Genomic DNA, 15,347 nt, shown 5'->3' on the forward strand with positions numbered 1-15,347 from the left:
GGAACAGTTGTGAATACATATTTGACGTGACGCAATGATCATCGATTTCCTCCGTTAATCGGCCTGACATTGCTTGACGGGGCATCGCGCAGACGGCAGGTTCGGCATGACCTTCTACAACCCTTGCGCGAGTTCCCCTCTCCCATGTCCTCCCCGCGCAGCCCCCGCATCTTCCTCGACGGCTACAATCTCGCGCTGGAACAAGGGACGGGCGTGGCGACCTATGCCCGCAATCTCTCCTTCGGCCTGCGCGACCTCGGCGCCGAGGTCGGGGTGCTGTATGGCACGGTCAATTCGACGGTCAGTCTGCAATCGCTGATCCGGGAGATCGGTTTTTTCGATCCCATGGTCGGCCGCCCGGGCAAGTGGATGCGCATCCTGAAGAACGTCCAGCGCGCGCTCACCACCCCTTTCGGCGAGATCGCGACACAGGTGCCGATGACGGGGCGTGTCGTGCAGGAGACCTACCGTTCCCGCCTTCCGTATTTCGACAGTATCTGGAACGTCCAGCGACTATTCGACTCGCAGCGCATGCATTTCAGCCTCTATCGCAGTCGCCTGCAGGTGTATTTCCGCAAGCCCCCGCAGATCATGCACTGGACCTACCCGCTGGCGCTGAAGGTCACCGGGGCCAAGAACATCTACACCATGCATGACCTGGTGCCGCTGCGCCTGCCCTACACCACGCTCGACAACAAGCGGCTCTATTTCTCCCTCGCCCGCCAACTCGGCCGCCGCGCCGACCACATCTTCACCGTGAGCGAGGCGTCCAAGAAGGACATCGTGAACCTGTTGGGCGTGCCCGAGGAGCGGGTCACCAACACCTACCAGGCGGTCGAGATCCCCGCGAAGCTCCGCAACAAGCCGATGAGCGACGTGGCCATGGAGATCGAGGGCACCTTCGGCCTCAAGCCCGGGCGGTATTTCCTGTTCGTGGGCGCGATCGAGCCCAAGAAGAACATCGGCCGCATGATCGAGGCGTATCTCGCCTCGGGCGTGACGGACCCGCTCGTCATCGTGGGCAAGAAGGCCTGGAAATCCGGCCAGGAACTGCGCCTCATTTCCGACAACGCGCATGTGCGCTATCTGCTGACGCAGAACGGCGTCACCGAAACCCGCTACCGGGTGCAGCAGATCGACTATGCCTCCTTCCCGCTCCTCGTCAGCCTCATGCGCGGCGCCAAGGCGCTGCTGTTCCCCTCGCTCTATGAGGGGTTCGGCCTTCCGGCGCTCGAAGCCATGCTGCTGGGCACGCCGGTGATGACCTCCAACACCGCCTCCATGCCCGAGGTCGTGGGTGACGCCGCGATGAAGGTGGACCCCTACGACACCGCCGCGATGGCCGAGGCGATCCGCACGCTCGACACCGACGAGGCCCTGCGCGACCGATTGGCCGCTGCCGGCCCCGTGCGGGCGGAGCTGTTCTCGCCCGAGCGGTACAAGCTCCGCCTCGCCGAGGCCTATGCAAAGGTCGGGGCCAAGTGGCAGAGCTGAACGCCGAAGCGCCCGAGGCACTGCTTGCGCGTGCCGATCGCCTGCGTGACCAGCGCCTGTGGGACGCCGCGGCGGAGGCATATGGCGCCTACCTGGACGCAGCACCCGGCGACTGGCGCGCCATGGTCCAGCGCGGCCATGCCGTGAAGGAAGCGGGGGACACCGCCGGCGCGCTCGCGCTGTACCGCGCGGCGGATGCGCTGGCGCCCGACGTGGCGGACACCAAGCTGCACATCGCGGGCGCGTTGAAGCGGCTAGGCGATGCGGCCGGCGCCTTCGCCGCTTATGCCGATGCGCTTGCGCTCGATCCGCAAAACCCCTTCGCGGGTCCGGAGCTCACCGCGCTCGCGCCTTTCGCCGATGCCGGGCCGGCGCGGCGGCGGCACGCCAGCGCCGACCTGCTGATCGTGTTCGACGCTTCGGACCTGCTCGCCTGGTTCCGCGGCAACCGGGCGCCAACGGGCATCCAGCGCGTGCAGCTCAACATCATCAGCCGAGCGCTGACCAACCCGGCCGAGGGCACCGCGACCGCCGTGGCCGCCTTCGATGCGCGCGGCGGGTTCTGGCGCGAGGTCAGCGCGGCGCTGTTCCTGCGCCTGTATCGCCTCTCGCGCCTCGGCGCCGACACGCGCGACGCGGTGTGGGTGGAGGCGGTGGACGAGGCGCGGCGCCAGCTCAGCGAGGGTGCCGATTTCCCCTTCGCGCCCGGCGCCTGCCTGGTCAATCTGGGCACGTCGTGGTGGATCGCGGACTATTTCCTGCGCGTGCGCCATGCGCAGCGGCGCTTCGGCATCCGCTACATCCCCTTCATCCATGATTGCATCCCGCTGATTCTGCCCGAGCATTGTTCACGCCCGCTCGTGCTAGAATTCGCGCAATGGTTCGCGGGCCTGGCCGCCCATGCCGATGGCTTCCTCGCCAATTCCGATTGCACCGCGGCGGATGCCACGCGGATCCTGGCAGAAGTGGTGCCCGGGGCGGCGATGCCGCACGCCGTGATCCGCCTGAACGCCGCGCCTGACGCGGCCCCGGATTCCCAGGCGCTGCCGATCCCGGATGACGAGCCCTTCGTCCTCGTCGTCGGCACCATCGAGGCACGCAAGAACCACCTCCTCGTCTTCCAGGCCTGGCTCGCCCTGTTGCGCAAGCATGGGCCGGCCGCCGTGCCGCGCCTGGTCTGCGTGGGCAAGCCCGGCTGGCTCGCGGAGCCAGCGCTGCACCTCCTGGAAGCCTCGCCGCTGCTGGCCGAGAAGGTGACCATCCTGCACGGCATCTCGGACCTCGTGCTGGCAACGCTGTACCGGCGCGCGCTGTTCTCCATCTACAACTCCTTCTACGAGGGCTGGGGCCTGCCGGTGACGGAGAGCCTCGGCCATGGCCGCGCCGTGGTGCTGCCGCGCCATTCCGCACTCATCGAAGCGGGCGCTGCGGGCGGGATCTTCTTCGAGCCGCAAAGCGAGCCGGACCTGATCGCCAAGGTCGAGAAGCTGATCTTGTTCGCCGAGGCCCGCGCCGCAGCCGAGGCGACCATCGCCCGCGAGGTCCATCTACGCGATTGGGGCGCCATCACCGCGGAAGTGCTTGCCGCCATCGCCCGCTTCGCAGCCACCGACGCGCCGCCCTCCGAAACCCGCCTGCCCGCGCCTTTGGCGCGGGCCATGCCGCTGCGCCTGCTCGGCCGCACCCAGCCCGATCGCGCGATGGCACTCGCCGACCTGCTGCGCGACGGGCTCGGCTGGCACCCCCTCGAGGATTGGGGCTGCTGGACCGTGCCTGGCCGCGCCCGGTTGCGCCTGCCGCTCGCGCAGCCCGAGGTAGAGCCGCTGCGGCTCTACCTCGGCCTCGTGGCGCCGCCCGGCCGCGCGCCGGTCACGCTGCGGCTCCGCGCCCGGCCGGGCGATGCCTGGGCGAGCCTCACCCTCGCGCCCGATGCGCGACAGACCGCGTTCCTTGAGATCCCCGCCGGCTCCGGCGATGCGCTGGCCATCGAGATCGCGGCCACCGTCCCGCAGACTCTGCCGAACCGTCGCCGTGGCGAGGCCGCGCGCCTGGTCGGGATCGGCGTCACCGAGGTGATGCTCTGCCGCCGCGAGGATTTTTCCGCGCGGGTCGATTTCCTCGAGCGCCAGCACTTCGCAGCCGTGGAAGTCACCGCCGGCACCTGACGCGACACGCCCTCGCTCGCCTGCTATAGGCAACGAAAATCGAGGGAGAGAAACACCATGACCATCATCGCACCGTCGCGCCGCGCGCTGATCGCGGCCGGCCTCACCGCGCCGCTCGCGGCCCCGCACGTCGCCCGCGCGCAGACCGCCTATCGCGGCGAGTACAAGATGACGGTCGTTGGCAATCGCCCCATCCCCTTCGCCGAGGGCGCTTTCAAATGGGCCGAGCTCGTCACCGAGCGTACCTCCGGCCGCATCAACGTGCGCACCTATCCTGGCAGCCAGCTGGTCGGCGGCGACCAGACGCGCGAGTTGCTGGCCATGCGCCAGGGCGTGATCGATTTCGGCGTCTTCTCGACCATCAACATCGCGCCCCAGCTGCGCGAGGTCGGCATCTTCCAGCTGCCCTTCCTCATGCGCGACCACCGCGCCTTCGAAGCACTCATCCGCGGCGTGGTCGGGCGCGACATCTTCTCGGTGGTGGAGCGCCGCGAAATCGTGCCGCTGGCCTGGGGCGAGAACGGCTTCCGCGAGATCAGCAACTCCAAGCGCACCATCCGCACGCCCGAGGACATGCGCGGGTTGAAGATCCGCTTCGCCGCCGGCGCGATCTTCAACGAGATTCTCACCGCCATGGGCGCCAACCCCGTGCAGATGAGCTTCGCCGACCTGCAGCCGGCGCTGTCGACCGGTGCGGTGGACGGGCAGGAGAACCCGATCAACCTCTTCCTCGCGCTGCGCATGGACACGCTGGCGCAGAAACACCTGACGGTGTGGAACTACGTGAACGACCCGCTGATCTTCGGGCTCTCGCGCACGGTGATGAACAGCTTCACACCGGCCGACCAGGCGCTGGTGCGAGACTGCGCGATCGAGGCGGGACGCTACCAGATCGAACTCACGCGGCGCGGCCTGGGGTTGGATGGCGGCGATGATGCGTCGATGCGCGACCTGCGGACGCGCGGTGTGGAGGTGACGGTGCTGACGGATGCGGAGAAGGAAGCCTTCGCGCGGATCACGCGACCTGTGTACGACCGCTGGGCGGCGACGATCGGTGCAGAGCTGGTGCGTAAGGCGGAGGCGGCGGTGAGATAGAAAGACTGGGGGAAAAGAATTTCCCCCAGACCCCCGATCTTTTATTTTTGTCGATTGGTGCTTCCTCACAGCCGCATCCAATGGATAAAAATAAAAGAATGGGGTCTGGGAAATTCTTTTCCCCAGCCTTTTTTGCCCCCATGAAAATCGAAGAACCCCTCGTCGCCGCGACCATGGCCGCCATCGCCCTCATCACCGCGGCGAACGTCGTCACGCGCTACCTCTCCAACGTCTCCCTCGCCTTCACCGAGGAGTATTCGGTCGCGCTCATGATCGGCCTCGCACTGCTCGGCACCGCGCTCGCCGTCGCGCGCGGCACGCATATCCGCATTCCCTTTTTCGTCGAGAAGCTCTCTCCGCGCGGCCAGCGCATCGCCGAGGCGGTGGCGATGGCGCTCACCATTCTCTGCTTCGGGCTGCTCGCGCTGCACGGCGCGAAGCTCGCCTATGACGAGTGGGATTTCGAGTTCGTCTCCTCCGGCCTCGGCCACCCGCAATTCCTCTACACGATGTGGCTGCCGATCCTGTCGCTGGTGGTCATCGCGCGCGCGCTTCAGCGGATGATCCGCAGCCTGCGGGGGCACGGCCCATGATCGGCGTCATCCTGTTCCTGGCCTTCACTATCCTGCTATTCGGCGGCGTGCCGATCGCGGTCGCACTGGGCCTCGCCGGCGCGCTGGCGATCCAACTCGCCGACCAGTCGATCATGGCGATGCCGACGAACGTGTATTCCGGCATCGCAAAATATCCGCTGATCGCCATCCCGATGTTCGTCCTCGTGGGCTCAGTGTTCGACCGCACCGGCGTGGCGCTGCGGCTGGTGCGCTTCGCCACCGCCATCGTCGGCGCCGGGCGCGGCGCGCTGGCCTCGGTGGCGGTGCTGGTGGCGATGGTGATCGGCGGCATCTCCGGTTCCGGCCCGGCGACATCCGCCGCCGTCGGCCATGTGGTGACGAAGTCCATGGTGGCCGACGGCTACCCGCGCTCCTTCATTGCCAGCACGGTGGCGGCCGCCGCGGCCACCGACATCCTGATCCCGCCCTCCATCGCCTTCATCATCTACGCGGTGATGGTACCTGGCGTGTCGGTTCCCGCCATCTTCATGGCCGGGATGTTCCCGGGGATCCTGGCCGGCTTCGCCATCATCATCCCCATCGTCATCATCTCTCTGGTGATGAATTTCGGCGGGAAGAATCCGTCGCGCCACGCGCTCTCCATCTGGCAGACCTTCAAGGAGGCGTTCTGGGGCCTGATGGCGCCGGTGGTGATCCTGGGCGGTATGCGCACCGGCGCCTTCACGCCCACCGAGGCCGCGGTGATGGCCGTCGCATATGGGCTGATCATCGGCTTCTTCGTCTATCGCACGCTGACCATACGCGACCTCTACGAGATGCTGGTCGAGGCCGGCGAGCTATCGGCGGTGATCATGATCGTGGTGGCCCTCGCCTCCGTCTTCGCCTGGTCGCTCAGCACGCTCGGCATCGTCCAGCCGGTCGCGGACTGGGTGGTGGGCCTGGGCCTCGGCGAATACGGCACCATCGGGCTGCTGATGATCGTGCTGATCATGATCGGCATGTTCCTCGACGGCGTGTCCACCTTCCTCATCCTGCTGCCGGTGCTGATCCCCATCGCGAATGCCTTCCACTGGGACCTCACCTGGTTCGGCGTGATCCTGACGATGAAGATCGCGATCGGTCAGTTCACCCCGCCCATGGCGGTGAACCTGATGGTGAGCTGCCGCATCGCCGGCGTGCCCATGGAAAGCACTATCCCCTGGGTGGTGTGGATGATCCTGGCGATGTTCGTGGCCCTCGCGATGGTCGTCGCGGTTCCGGATATTGCACTGTGGCTGCCGCGCGTGATGGGGTTGTGAATGCTGGCGATGCGGACCTCACCCGGTGCTATCATGCGGCGATCGAGCCAAGTCATGGCCGATGATCTGGGCGATGCGCGAAGCCGCGACGAGAACAGGCGGTTCCGCGACATGGCCGAGCGAACCAAATCCGAAAACCCGGTCTATGCCTATGCGCCGCGGTGGGTGCCGACCGGGAACTGGCGCATGTCGGTCTTCGATCTCATCGTCTACACCTTGGGGATCGGCGTCATCCTGATGGTGCTGGGCATGCGCCTGTTCGGGTATATCGGCGATTGATCAGCGCGCCGGATACAGCATCTGCCACTGCCCGTTGGGCAGCATGACGTACTGATTGCCCTGCTGGTCGCGCGTGAAGCGCTGGCCGGTGGATGGGTCCACGTAGCCATTCGGGCCCATATAGGGAAGCACCACGGGCTGACCCGTGCGCGGGTCCACATAGGTCGACTGACCCTGCATCACCCGGCCCTGCTCCCGCTGACCCTCGCGGTAGCGCTCGGCGTATTCGCCCTGGGCGCGCCCGCGCGCCTCCTCGGCGCGACGCAGCTCATCCCGCCGCAACTGCTCCTCGCGCTGGTTGCGCACTTCGCCCTCGCGGTAGCGGCGCATGCCCTCGGGCGAGAAATTCGCCGTCGCCGCGCATTGATAGGCGAAGTTCGGAAACGGCATCTGCCCGCCGCGCTGCAGGAAGGCACGGTAATGCGCCTGGCATTCAGGGTCCTGCATGGCGCGGGCGATGGCCTGCTGTTGCGCAGCCTGCATCTGCGCCGAGAGCTGCGCGCTGCCGCGCTGCGACTGCTCCAGCATGGCGCCGAAATCAGGGCCGATATCATAGCCGCGATACATGGTTTGCGCGCCGGCCGGCGCCGAGGCCAGCACACCCAGGAGCATCACCAGACGCCGCATGACCGGTCCTCCGCAAACACGGGAACACCATAGGCCGGCGCGGCCCACCCGGCTATGTCGTTCCGCTAACGATCCAGCTAGCCGCTATCCGTCGAGCCGCACATTCGCCACCCGCGCCACCTCCCGCCACTTCGCGATCTCGCTGGCAAGGAACCGCCCGTACTCGGCCGGGGTGCCCGGGTCCGTGAGCATCCCCAACTCGCCGATCCGCGCAATGACCGAGGGCTCCCGCAGGATCGCCACCACATCGGCATTCACCTTGCGCAGGATCTCCGCCGGCGTGCCGATGGGCGCGACCAGCCCGCTCCACCCCGCCGCCTCGTAGCCAGGCAGCCGCTCGGCGATGGTGGGAGTCTCGGGCAGCTGCGCAACCCGCGCACGCACCGTCACCGCGATGGCTCGCGCTCGCCCGCCGCGGATATGCGGCAGCGCGCTCGCGACTGAATCGAACATCACCGGGATATTCCCCGCGATGAGGTCGGTCACCGCCGGCCCGCTGCCCCGATAGTGCACGATGTTCAGCTGGATCCCGGCCTGATGCGCGAACATCTCCGCCGCCAGGTGCTGCGACGTCGCCGGGCCCGCCGAGGCCACGTCGATCTTCCCCGGCTCCGCACGCGCCTTGGCCAGCAACGCATCGAGGTCGGCCGCCGCGAAGGACGGGTGCGCGATGATCAGCAAGGGCACCATCGCCACATTGGTGATCGGCGCGAAATCCCGCAGCGGCTCATAGGGCAGCCGCTGGATAACTCCCGGATTGATGCCCAGCGTGCCTGAAGTCCCGTTGATCAAGGTGTAGCCGTCCGGTGCCGAGCGCGCGCCCGCCTCGATCGCCGGCACGCCGGCGCCGCCCGCGCGGTTCTCGACCACCACGCGCTGCGGCCAGCGGCGCGACAACTCGTCGGCGATCAGGCGGGTGATGATGTCGGCCGCCTGCCCCGGGGGGAACGGGACGATGATGCGCACCGGGCGGTTGGGGTAGTCGGTTTGGGCGCGCGCCGCGAGGGGCAACAGCGCCCCGGTGGCCAGAAGCGTGCGGCGTGCGAACATGGACATCCTCCCGAAGCAAGGAAGCGCTGGGGAAAGAATTCCCCAGACCCCTTTTTTTATTTTTGTCTATTGGCTCCGGGCAGGAAAGTCACGCTGGGCGACGAGGCGTCAGAGCGCCGGCAGCGCGCCCGTGCGAGCCTCGATACGGCCGGCCAGGCGCGCAAGGCGCACCGCCTCGGCGGCGCCGATGGCGGGATCGCCCGTGTCACAAGCCTCGGCGGCGCGCGCGAAGGCAAGCCCGATGGCCGTGTCCTCCTCCGCACTCGCGTGCACGCGCAGCGGCATGATGACCGCCACGGCGGGGTCAAGCGCAGCGCGGCACACCGTCGTCAGATGCGCGTTCAGCTCGTCGGGGTCGCAGGCCCGCGCGAGCGGCGGTGCGAACAGGAAAACGACCAGGGCCAGGATATGAAAGCGCATCTCAATTCCCTCCAACCGGCCGAGGTGCGACCACCCGAAGCGTCGGCGCCGGATAACGGTAATCCGTCACGCGCCGGCCCGCTTGCGGAATCTCCACCCAGGCGGCGGTCGCGCCCCCCGCGCAATGCTGCGTCACCGGCCAGTGCAGCGTCTCCCCCGCGCGGTTCGGCACCTGGAACATCACCACGAACTCCCCGTAATACTCGTCCGGCAGCGATCCACCCTCCCAGGTGATCCCGGTGATCCTCTCGCGGATCAGCCCGCCATGGCCATTGTCCACCGGCGGATCGAGCGGGGCGCGCGCGATGGAGATCCGCCAGCCCGCGACCGGCATTGGCCGCGCCATGACGATCCCCTCGGGGAACTGCACCACCAGGCGCTCGGTGGCCGCCGCCCCACACCCATGCGGCACCCGGAAGGCGGCGCGGAGATAGCTCCCCGCCACCGCCTGCGGGGGATCGAGCGTGACATGCGCGGCGGCGGGCGCGCTGAATAGAGTAGCCGCGAGGAACAGGCGCTTCATGGCAAGCCTCCTTCAGAAACGGAGCTGCAGGCCGGCATAGACCGCGCGGCCCGCACCAGGTTCGAACAGCAGGGAATTGGCCGTCGCCGTGGGCGCGACGCTGGCACTCGCGACGTATCGTTTGTCGGTCAGATTGCGCGCATCGGCGAAGACGGAGACGCGGTCGGAGAAGTTCCAACCCGCGCGCAGACCCAGCAGGGCATAGCTGCTGGTCCGCGTCGTGTTGGCACTGTCCACGAGGAAGCTTTCCGGCAGGAAGGTCACGTTTGGCGCGATCCAGCCGCCGGCGGGGTGGCTGTAGCGCCCCTCCGCGACCACAAAATGCCGCGGCGCGCCGGGCAGCTGGTTGTTGCGGAACCGCGCATCGCCGTCGAAGCGGAAATCCGAGAAGGTGTAGGCGCCGCGCAGGGTCAGCGCGTCGCCCTCGCTGATCCCGTTCGCCAGCGCCGTCCATTCCGCGCCCAGCTCCACGCCCTGATGGATCGTGCGGTCGAGGTTCAAGGCGAGCGACGTCGAGGGCCCCGTGCTGATCAGCTGGATCTCGTCGCGGATCCAGGCGCGGTACAGTGCCGCCTCGAACCGCACCGGACCGATCGTGCCGCGGGTACCCACCTCCAGCGTCGTGGCCCGCTGCGCCTTCAACCGCGAGAAGCCACCCACCGGCACCAGCGGCGTCAGGTCCGACAGGGTCGGCGGCTCGGTCGACCAGGAGAGGTTCGCGAACAGCTGCGCCGTCGGCGCGTAGTCCCAGATTACCCCGACGCGCGGGTTGACCCACTGCCAACGGCCGCTGCCGCTGCCATTGCCATCCTGGAGGAAACGGTCGCGGCTCGCGCGATACGCCTCGCCCACCTGCGCGCCCGCGATCAGCCCGACGGTGTCGGTGATGCGCAGCGTGTTCTCGACATAGGCGTCATTGGTTCGGGCGCGGTCCTGCGAGCTCGCGGTCAGCTGCGCCGTCGGGCGGCCGTTGAGATTGACGTAACGGAGGCTGTCGGTCTCGCCGATCGCGCTGTTCACGCCCGCCCGCAGACGGTTCTCCAGCCCGAACACCCGGAAGTCGAGCGTGGCGCGCAGGAACAGGTTGAAGTCGTCATTGCGCTGGTCGATGTACTGGAAGATCGGGTGGTCCAGCTCGCGGCGGACGAAGCCGCCGCCGGCCTCGATCACCACGCCCTCCTGCACGCGCCAGGTGGTGATGCTGCCCAGCCGCGTGCTCTCGATGTTGCGCTGGTAGTTGTTGAGCAGGTTCGCCGGCGCCGCGACCCGGGGCGTGTTCAGCGCCGAGCCGCGCGTGACCACGCCGGGGATCTGCTGGAAGATGTTGTTGTAGGTGACGTAGACGCGTGTCTCGACATCATCGGTGATGCGGTAGCCGACATTGGCGTTGATGCGGACGTTGCGCGCCGCCGAATGGTCGCGCACCCCCTCCGAGCCGAGCCCGGTGACGCTGATGTAGGCGTCGCTCGCGCCGTTTGCGTAGCCATAGGCGAGCTGGCCCCGGACGAAGCTGTTGCTGCCGGCCTCCAGGCGCACCAGCCCGCCTGGCGAGGTCCGCCCGGTCGGCGTGACCGCGTTGATCGCCCCGCCCAGGGCATTGGCACCCAGCGCGAAGGCGTTCGCGCCGCGATAGACCTCCAGGCGCTGGAGCGTCAGGGGGTCCAGCTCCTGGAAATCCCCGCTGCCATCGGCTTGGTTGAGCGGCACGCCATCCTGCAGCAGCCGCACCCCGCGCAGGTGGAAGTTGCGCGCGAGGCCGGAGCCGCGGATCGACAGCCTCGTATCCTCGCCCCATTTCGGCGGCGCGAAGACGCCGGGGGTGAATTCCAGCGCATCTTGAAGGGAGCGCACGCCGGCGCGGTCGCGGAAGCGCTCGGCCGGCACGATCGAGACGTTGCCGGGGTTCTGGCGGGCGATCTCCTCGGCGGCCGCATTGTCCGGCACGGTTGCCACGGGGGGCACCGCGGTGACGGTGATGGGTGGGATCGCGGTGAGCGATTGAGCAAGGGCCACGCAGGGCAGCACTAGGGCGGCGGATGCAAGCAGCCGGGCACGAAGGGTCATGGGAGGCAGGCTTTCCTGAAGGTCTAGCGTCACGGCGGGGGTGTTCGGCCCCGCGCGCGCGCACGGGACGTCAGGCCAGGAAGGGTGGTGCCTGGGCGCCGAGCGGCGGGCCGCGAATGGCCGGTGCCGGGTGCGCGGCAATCCGCGCGGGGATGGCGAGCGCAACCCGCACCCAGTGCGGCGTCACCGGCTCGGGGCCGACCGCGAAGCTCGCATCGGGGATCGCGTGACAGGCAAAGCAGAAGCCGCCCGGCATCGGCGCCGCATCCTGCACCGGGTCGCCATTCTCATTGAGGCGGATGGTCTGCAGACCCTCCGGCCCGCAGATCTCGACGCTGTGGCCGCCGCCGGCCCGCGCCGCGGCATGCGCGAGGCACAGCGCGGGTGCGACCACCGCCTGCATCAGCAGGAGCAGCGCGATCAGGGGCAGCAGGGCGGGGCGCCGGAGCATCTCAAAACCCCTATGCCGGAACGACCGCGCCCGGGCAACCCGCCATCGCCGCGATCGCCGCGCGCCCGTGCAGCGACGGCACCGCGCCATCGCGCGTGCAGGCGAGCGCGCCAGCTGCCAGTGCGAAGGGCATGGCGGCGTCGATCGTCGCCCCCATGGCCAGCCACGCCGCGAGGCAGCCGGTGAAGGCATCCCCCGCCCCAGTCGTATCCCGCACCGCCACCGCGAAGGCCGGCCAGGCGCGCACCGCACCGTCACGCGCGATACGCGTCGCACCCGCCGCGCCCTGGGTCACGATGACACCGAGCGCATGCCCCGCAGCCAGCGCGGCCAGGTCACCGCCAAGCGCCGCCGCCTCGCCCTCATTCACCACCAGCAGGTCGGTTGCCGCCAGCAGCGCCGCCGGCACGACCCCGGCGGGCGCCGCGTTCAGCATCGTCAGCGCCCCCAAAGCGCGCGCCGCATGGAACCCCGCGAGAATGGCCGCATCCGGCACCTCGCGCTGCGCCAGCACCACGCGCGGCGCCACATCCCGCACCGCGCCCGCCACATAGGCGCTGGCGAGGGCGCCATTGGCCCCCGCCACCACGGCGATGCAGTTCTCGCCGGCGGCATCGACGAAGATCACCGCCTGCCCGGTCGCTGCCGTGCAATCCTGGACGTACGCGTCGATCCCCTCCGCCGCCCACAGCGCGCGTGCCGACTGCCCGGCCCCGTCGGCGCCGAGTGCGCCCACCATGGTCACCCGCACCCCGCAGCGCGCCGCCTGCACCGCCTGATTGCTGCCCTTGCCGCCATCGAATTGCGCGACGCCAGCCGCCGCCACGGTCTCCCCCGCCGCAGGCAGCTGCGCCATCGTCAGCACCAGGTCTCGGTTGTAGGACCCGATCACCAACAGCATCGTCACCTCCCCGGGTTGCGTCATTGGCCCAACACCCTAACCTCTATCGCAACGCAGCGAAGAGCCGAGATCCCCATGCCCGACACCAACCTGGCCGACCCCACCCTGCTGAAATTCGGCATCGGCCAGCCGGTGAAGCGCCAGGAGGACCCCCACCTCCTGCGCGGCGAGGGCCGATACACCGATGACATGGCGGTCTCCGGCCAGGCCTGGTGCGTCATGGTTCGCAGCCCCTACGCGCATGGCGTCATCAACGGGATCAATGCCGAGGTCGCGCGCGCCATTCCCGGCGTGCTGCTGGTGCTGACCGGCAAGGACCTGGTCGAGGCCGGCTACGGGCCGATGCGCTGCGTCCTGCCGTTGAAGAACGCCGACGGCACGCCGCTGATCAACATCGAGCGCCCCTCGCTTGCCACGGACAAGGTGCGCTTCGTCGGCGACCCGGTGGCTTTCGTCGTCGCCGAGACCAAGCTCGCCGCCCGCGACGCCGCCGAGGCGGTGGAGCTCGACATCGACAGCCTTGATGCCGTGACCCTGGCCTCCGCCGCGGCCGCGCCGGATGCGCCGCTACTCTACGACCACATCCCCGGCAACCAGGTGCTCGACTTCCACTACGGCGACAAGGACAAGACCGCCGCCGCCTTTGCCGCCGCGGCGCATGTGACCAAGCTGTCCATCCGCAACAACCGCCTGGTCGTCTGCGCGATGGAGCCGCGCAGCGCCATCGGCGAGTACGAGGCCGAGACCGGCCGCTTCACCCTCCATGTCGGCAGCCAGGGCGTCTTCGGCCTGCGCGCCCAGATGGCGAACGACATCCTCAAGGTGCCCACCGACAAGCTGCGCATCCTCACCGGCAATGTCGGCGGCAGTTTTGGGATGAAGGCATCCGCCTACCCCGAATACCTGTGTTGCCTGCACGCCGCAAAACTCCTGGGACGCGCGGTGAAATGGACCGACGACCGCTCCGGCGCCTTCATGTCCGACCAGCACGGCCGCGACCATGAGGTGATCGCCGAACTCGCCCTCGACGCCGAGGGCAAATTCCTCGCCGTGCGTCTGACCAGCTTCGCCAACATGGGCGGGTACCTGGCGACCGTCGCCCCCCTGATGGGCACCGGCAATTTCGTGAAGAACGTGCAGTCGAACTACGCCACGCCTCTGATCGAGGTCGCGACGCGCTGCATGGTGACCAACACCACGCCCGTCTCCGCCTATCGCGGCGCCGGCCGCCCCGAGGGCAACTACTTCATGGAGCGGCTGATCGAGACAGCCGCGCGCGAGACCGGTCGCGACGCCGTTGCCCTGCGCAAGCTGAATTACATCCGGCCCGACCAATTCCCCTACGCGACCGCCTCGGGCTCCACCTACGACGGCGGCGATTTCTCCGCCTTGCTCGACGAAGCGCTGAAGGCCGCCGATTGGGACGGCTACCCGGCTCGCCTCGACGCCAGCAAGGCGGCTGGCAAACTCCGCGGGCGCGGCATCGGCAACTTCCTCGAATGCACCGCGCCCCCGATGAAGGAACAGGGCGAGCTGCGCTTCGAGAAGGACGGCACCGTCACCATCATCACCGGCACGCTCGACTACGGCCAGGGCCACTGGAGCGCCTTCGCCCAGGTGCTGCATTCCAAACTCGGCGTGCCCTTCGACGCCATCCGCCTGCAGCAGGGCGATTCCGACCTGCTCATCGCTGGCGGCGGCACCGGCGGCTCCAAGTCGCTGATGGCATCCGGCGCCGCGATCGCGGAAGCCTCCGCCCTCGTCATCGAAAAAGGCCGCGCGGCGAGTGCGGACATCCTCGAAGCCGCGCCCGTCGACATCGAATTCAACGCCGGGCGCTTCACCATCGCCGGCACCGACCGCGGCATCGACATCATGGACCTCGCCGGCAAGCTGCGCGACGCGGAGGGCATCTCCGCGCTCAACGTCCGCCACGTCTTCGACCAGGCGCCCATGGCCTTCCCGAATGGCTGCCACATCTGCGAAGTCGAGATCGAACCCGAAACCGGCATCGTCACCTTCGACCGCTACATCGCGGTCAACGACTTCGGCGTCATCGTGAACCCCATGCTGGTCGCCGGGCAGGCCCATGGCGGCATCGCCCAGGGCATCGGCCAGGCACTGCACGAGCGCGTCGCCTATTCCGACGACGGGCAGCTGATGACCGGCACCTACATGGATTACGGGCTGCCGCGAGCGGACAACCTGCCGAGCTTCGGCTTCGTCAGCCATCCGGTGCCGGCCAAGACCAACCCGCTCGGCGCCAAGGGGTGCGGCGAGGCGGGGTGCGCGGGGTCGCTGCCGGCGGTGATGAACGCGATCTCCGATGCGCTGGGCGGCCGGCATATCGATATGCCGGCGACGCCGGAGCGGATCTGGGAAGTGCTGAGCAAGTAAAAGGCCGG

General features: G+C 68.5%; 14 protein-coding genes. 7 read left to right on the forward strand and 7 right to left on the reverse strand.

Annotated features, from left to right (window positions below; translation table 11 throughout):
* Positions 1-144: 144 nt before the first annotated feature.
* The 6 genes from GXW79_RS08045 to GXW79_RS08070 all read left to right on the forward strand — a co-directional run bounded on the left by GXW79_RS08045 (position 145) and on the right by GXW79_RS08070 (position 6,906).
* Positions 145-1,494, forward strand: coding sequence for a glycosyltransferase family 4 protein (locus GXW79_RS08045; protein ID WP_211873858.1), 1,350 nt, complete (start codon positions 145-147; stop codon positions 1,492-1,494).
* Positions 1,482-3,659: a glycosyltransferase gene (locus GXW79_RS08050; protein WP_211873859.1), complete on the forward strand. Its 2,178-nt coding sequence runs from the start codon at positions 1,482-1,484 to the stop codon at positions 3,657-3,659. Before GXW79_RS08045 ends, GXW79_RS08050 begins: the two co-directional genes overlap by 13 nt.
* Positions 3,660-3,716: 57 nt before the next feature.
* On the forward strand, positions 3,717-4,754 hold the full coding sequence (gene dctP, locus GXW79_RS08055; RefSeq protein WP_211873860.1) for a TRAP transporter substrate-binding protein DctP: 1,038 nt from the start codon (positions 3,717-3,719) through the stop codon (positions 4,752-4,754).
* 140 nt (positions 4,755-4,894) lie between these two features.
* On the forward strand, positions 4,895-5,347 hold the full coding sequence (locus GXW79_RS08060) for a TRAP transporter small permease (protein WP_246503814.1): 453 nt from the start codon (positions 4,895-4,897) through the stop codon (positions 5,345-5,347).
* On the forward strand, positions 5,344-6,627 hold the full coding sequence (locus GXW79_RS08065; protein ID WP_211873862.1) for a TRAP transporter large permease: 1,284 nt from the start codon (positions 5,344-5,346) through the stop codon (positions 6,625-6,627). Before GXW79_RS08060 ends, GXW79_RS08065 begins: the two co-directional genes overlap by 4 nt.
* 54 nt (positions 6,628-6,681) lie before the next feature.
* On the forward strand, positions 6,682-6,906 hold the full coding sequence (locus GXW79_RS08070; protein WP_211873863.1) for a hypothetical protein: 225 nt from the start codon (positions 6,682-6,684) through the stop codon (positions 6,904-6,906).
* On the opposite strand, the gene GXW79_RS08075 is transcribed toward GXW79_RS08070, so the two are convergent.
* The 7 genes from GXW79_RS08075 to GXW79_RS08105 form a co-directional block, all read right to left on the reverse strand.
* Entirely contained in the window at positions 6,907-7,533 is a 627-nt protein-coding gene (locus tag GXW79_RS08075; protein WP_211873864.1) for a hypothetical protein, read from the reverse strand. It abuts the gene before it with no gap.
* Between the two features lie 84 nt (positions 7,534-7,617).
* Positions 7,618-8,583: a Bug family tripartite tricarboxylate transporter substrate binding protein gene (locus tag GXW79_RS08080; protein WP_246503815.1), complete on the reverse strand. Its 966-nt coding sequence runs from the start codon at positions 8,581-8,583 to the stop codon at positions 7,618-7,620.
* A gap of 108 nt (positions 8,584-8,691) precedes the next feature.
* Positions 8,692-9,003: a hypothetical protein gene (locus tag GXW79_RS08085; RefSeq protein ID WP_211873866.1), complete on the reverse strand. Its 312-nt coding sequence runs from the start codon at positions 9,001-9,003 to the stop codon at positions 8,692-8,694.
* Position 9,004: 1 nt separating this feature from the next.
* Positions 9,005-9,526, reverse strand: coding sequence for a YcnI family copper-binding membrane protein (locus GXW79_RS08090; protein WP_211873867.1), 522 nt, complete (start codon positions 9,524-9,526; stop codon positions 9,005-9,007).
* 12 nt (positions 9,527-9,538) lie between these two features.
* Positions 9,539-11,590, reverse strand: coding sequence for a TonB-dependent receptor family protein (locus tag GXW79_RS08095; RefSeq protein WP_211873868.1), 2,052 nt, complete (start codon positions 11,588-11,590; stop codon positions 9,539-9,541).
* Between the two features lie 70 nt (positions 11,591-11,660).
* Positions 11,661-12,041 carry a hypothetical protein gene (locus GXW79_RS08100; protein WP_211873869.1) on the reverse strand — a complete coding sequence of 127 codons (381 nt, stop codon included), beginning with the start codon at positions 12,039-12,041 and terminating at the stop codon, positions 11,661-11,663.
* Between the two features lie 10 nt (positions 12,042-12,051).
* Complete coding sequence (locus tag GXW79_RS08105) at positions 12,052-12,966, reverse strand: ribokinase (protein WP_211873870.1); 915 nt, start codon at positions 12,964-12,966, stop codon at positions 12,052-12,054.
* Between the two features lie 51 nt (positions 12,967-13,017).
* Here GXW79_RS08105 and GXW79_RS08110 point away from each other — a divergent pair, with 51 nt between their 5' ends.
* Positions 13,018-15,339, forward strand: coding sequence for a xanthine dehydrogenase family protein molybdopterin-binding subunit (locus GXW79_RS08110; protein ID WP_211873871.1), 2,322 nt, complete (start codon positions 13,018-13,020; stop codon positions 15,337-15,339).
* The last annotated feature ends 8 nt before the right edge of the window (positions 15,340-15,347 follow it).

The organism is Plastoroseomonas arctica (genome assembly GCF_018128965.1).
In the GTDB taxonomy this organism is placed as follows: domain Bacteria; phylum Pseudomonadota; class Alphaproteobacteria; order Acetobacterales; family Acetobacteraceae; genus Plastoroseomonas; species Plastoroseomonas arctica.

Excerpts from the sequence above, each read along its gene's own strand:
- GXW79_RS08045 (WP_211873858.1), top strand. The coding sequence starts at position 145 with ATGTCCTCCCCGCGCAGCCCCCGCATCTTCCTCGACGGCTACAATCTC.
- dctP (WP_211873860.1), top strand. The coding sequence starts at position 3,717 with ATGACCATCATCGCACCGTCGCGCCGCGCGCTGATCGCGGCCGGCCTC.
- GXW79_RS08060 (WP_246503814.1), top strand. The coding sequence starts at position 4,895 with ATGAAAATCGAAGAACCCCTCGTCGCCGCGACCATGGCCGCCATCGCC.
- GXW79_RS08065 (WP_211873862.1), top strand. The coding sequence starts at position 5,344 with ATGATCGGCGTCATCCTGTTCCTGGCCTTCACTATCCTGCTATTCGGC.
- GXW79_RS08070 (WP_211873863.1), top strand. The coding sequence starts at position 6,682 with ATGGCCGATGATCTGGGCGATGCGCGAAGCCGCGACGAGAACAGGCGG.
- GXW79_RS08075 (WP_211873864.1), bottom strand. The coding sequence starts at position 7,533 with ATGCGGCGTCTGGTGATGCTCCTGGGTGTGCTGGCCTCGGCGCCGGCC.
- GXW79_RS08080 (WP_246503815.1), bottom strand. The coding sequence starts at position 8,583 with ATGTTCGCACGCCGCACGCTTCTGGCCACCGGGGCGCTGTTGCCCCTC.
- GXW79_RS08085 (WP_211873866.1), bottom strand. The coding sequence starts at position 9,003 with ATGCGCTTTCATATCCTGGCCCTGGTCGTTTTCCTGTTCGCACCGCCG.
- GXW79_RS08090 (WP_211873867.1), bottom strand. The coding sequence starts at position 9,526 with ATGAAGCGCCTGTTCCTCGCGGCTACTCTATTCAGCGCGCCCGCCGCC.
- GXW79_RS08095 (WP_211873868.1), bottom strand. The coding sequence starts at position 11,590 with ATGACCCTTCGTGCCCGGCTGCTTGCATCCGCCGCCCTAGTGCTGCCC.
- GXW79_RS08100 (WP_211873869.1), bottom strand. The coding sequence starts at position 12,041 with ATGCTCCGGCGCCCCGCCCTGCTGCCCCTGATCGCGCTGCTCCTGCTG.
- GXW79_RS08105 (WP_211873870.1), bottom strand. The coding sequence starts at position 12,966 with ATGACGCAACCCGGGGAGGTGACGATGCTGTTGGTGATCGGGTCCTAC.
- GXW79_RS08110 (WP_211873871.1), top strand. The coding sequence starts at position 13,018 with ATGCCCGACACCAACCTGGCCGACCCCACCCTGCTGAAATTCGGCATC.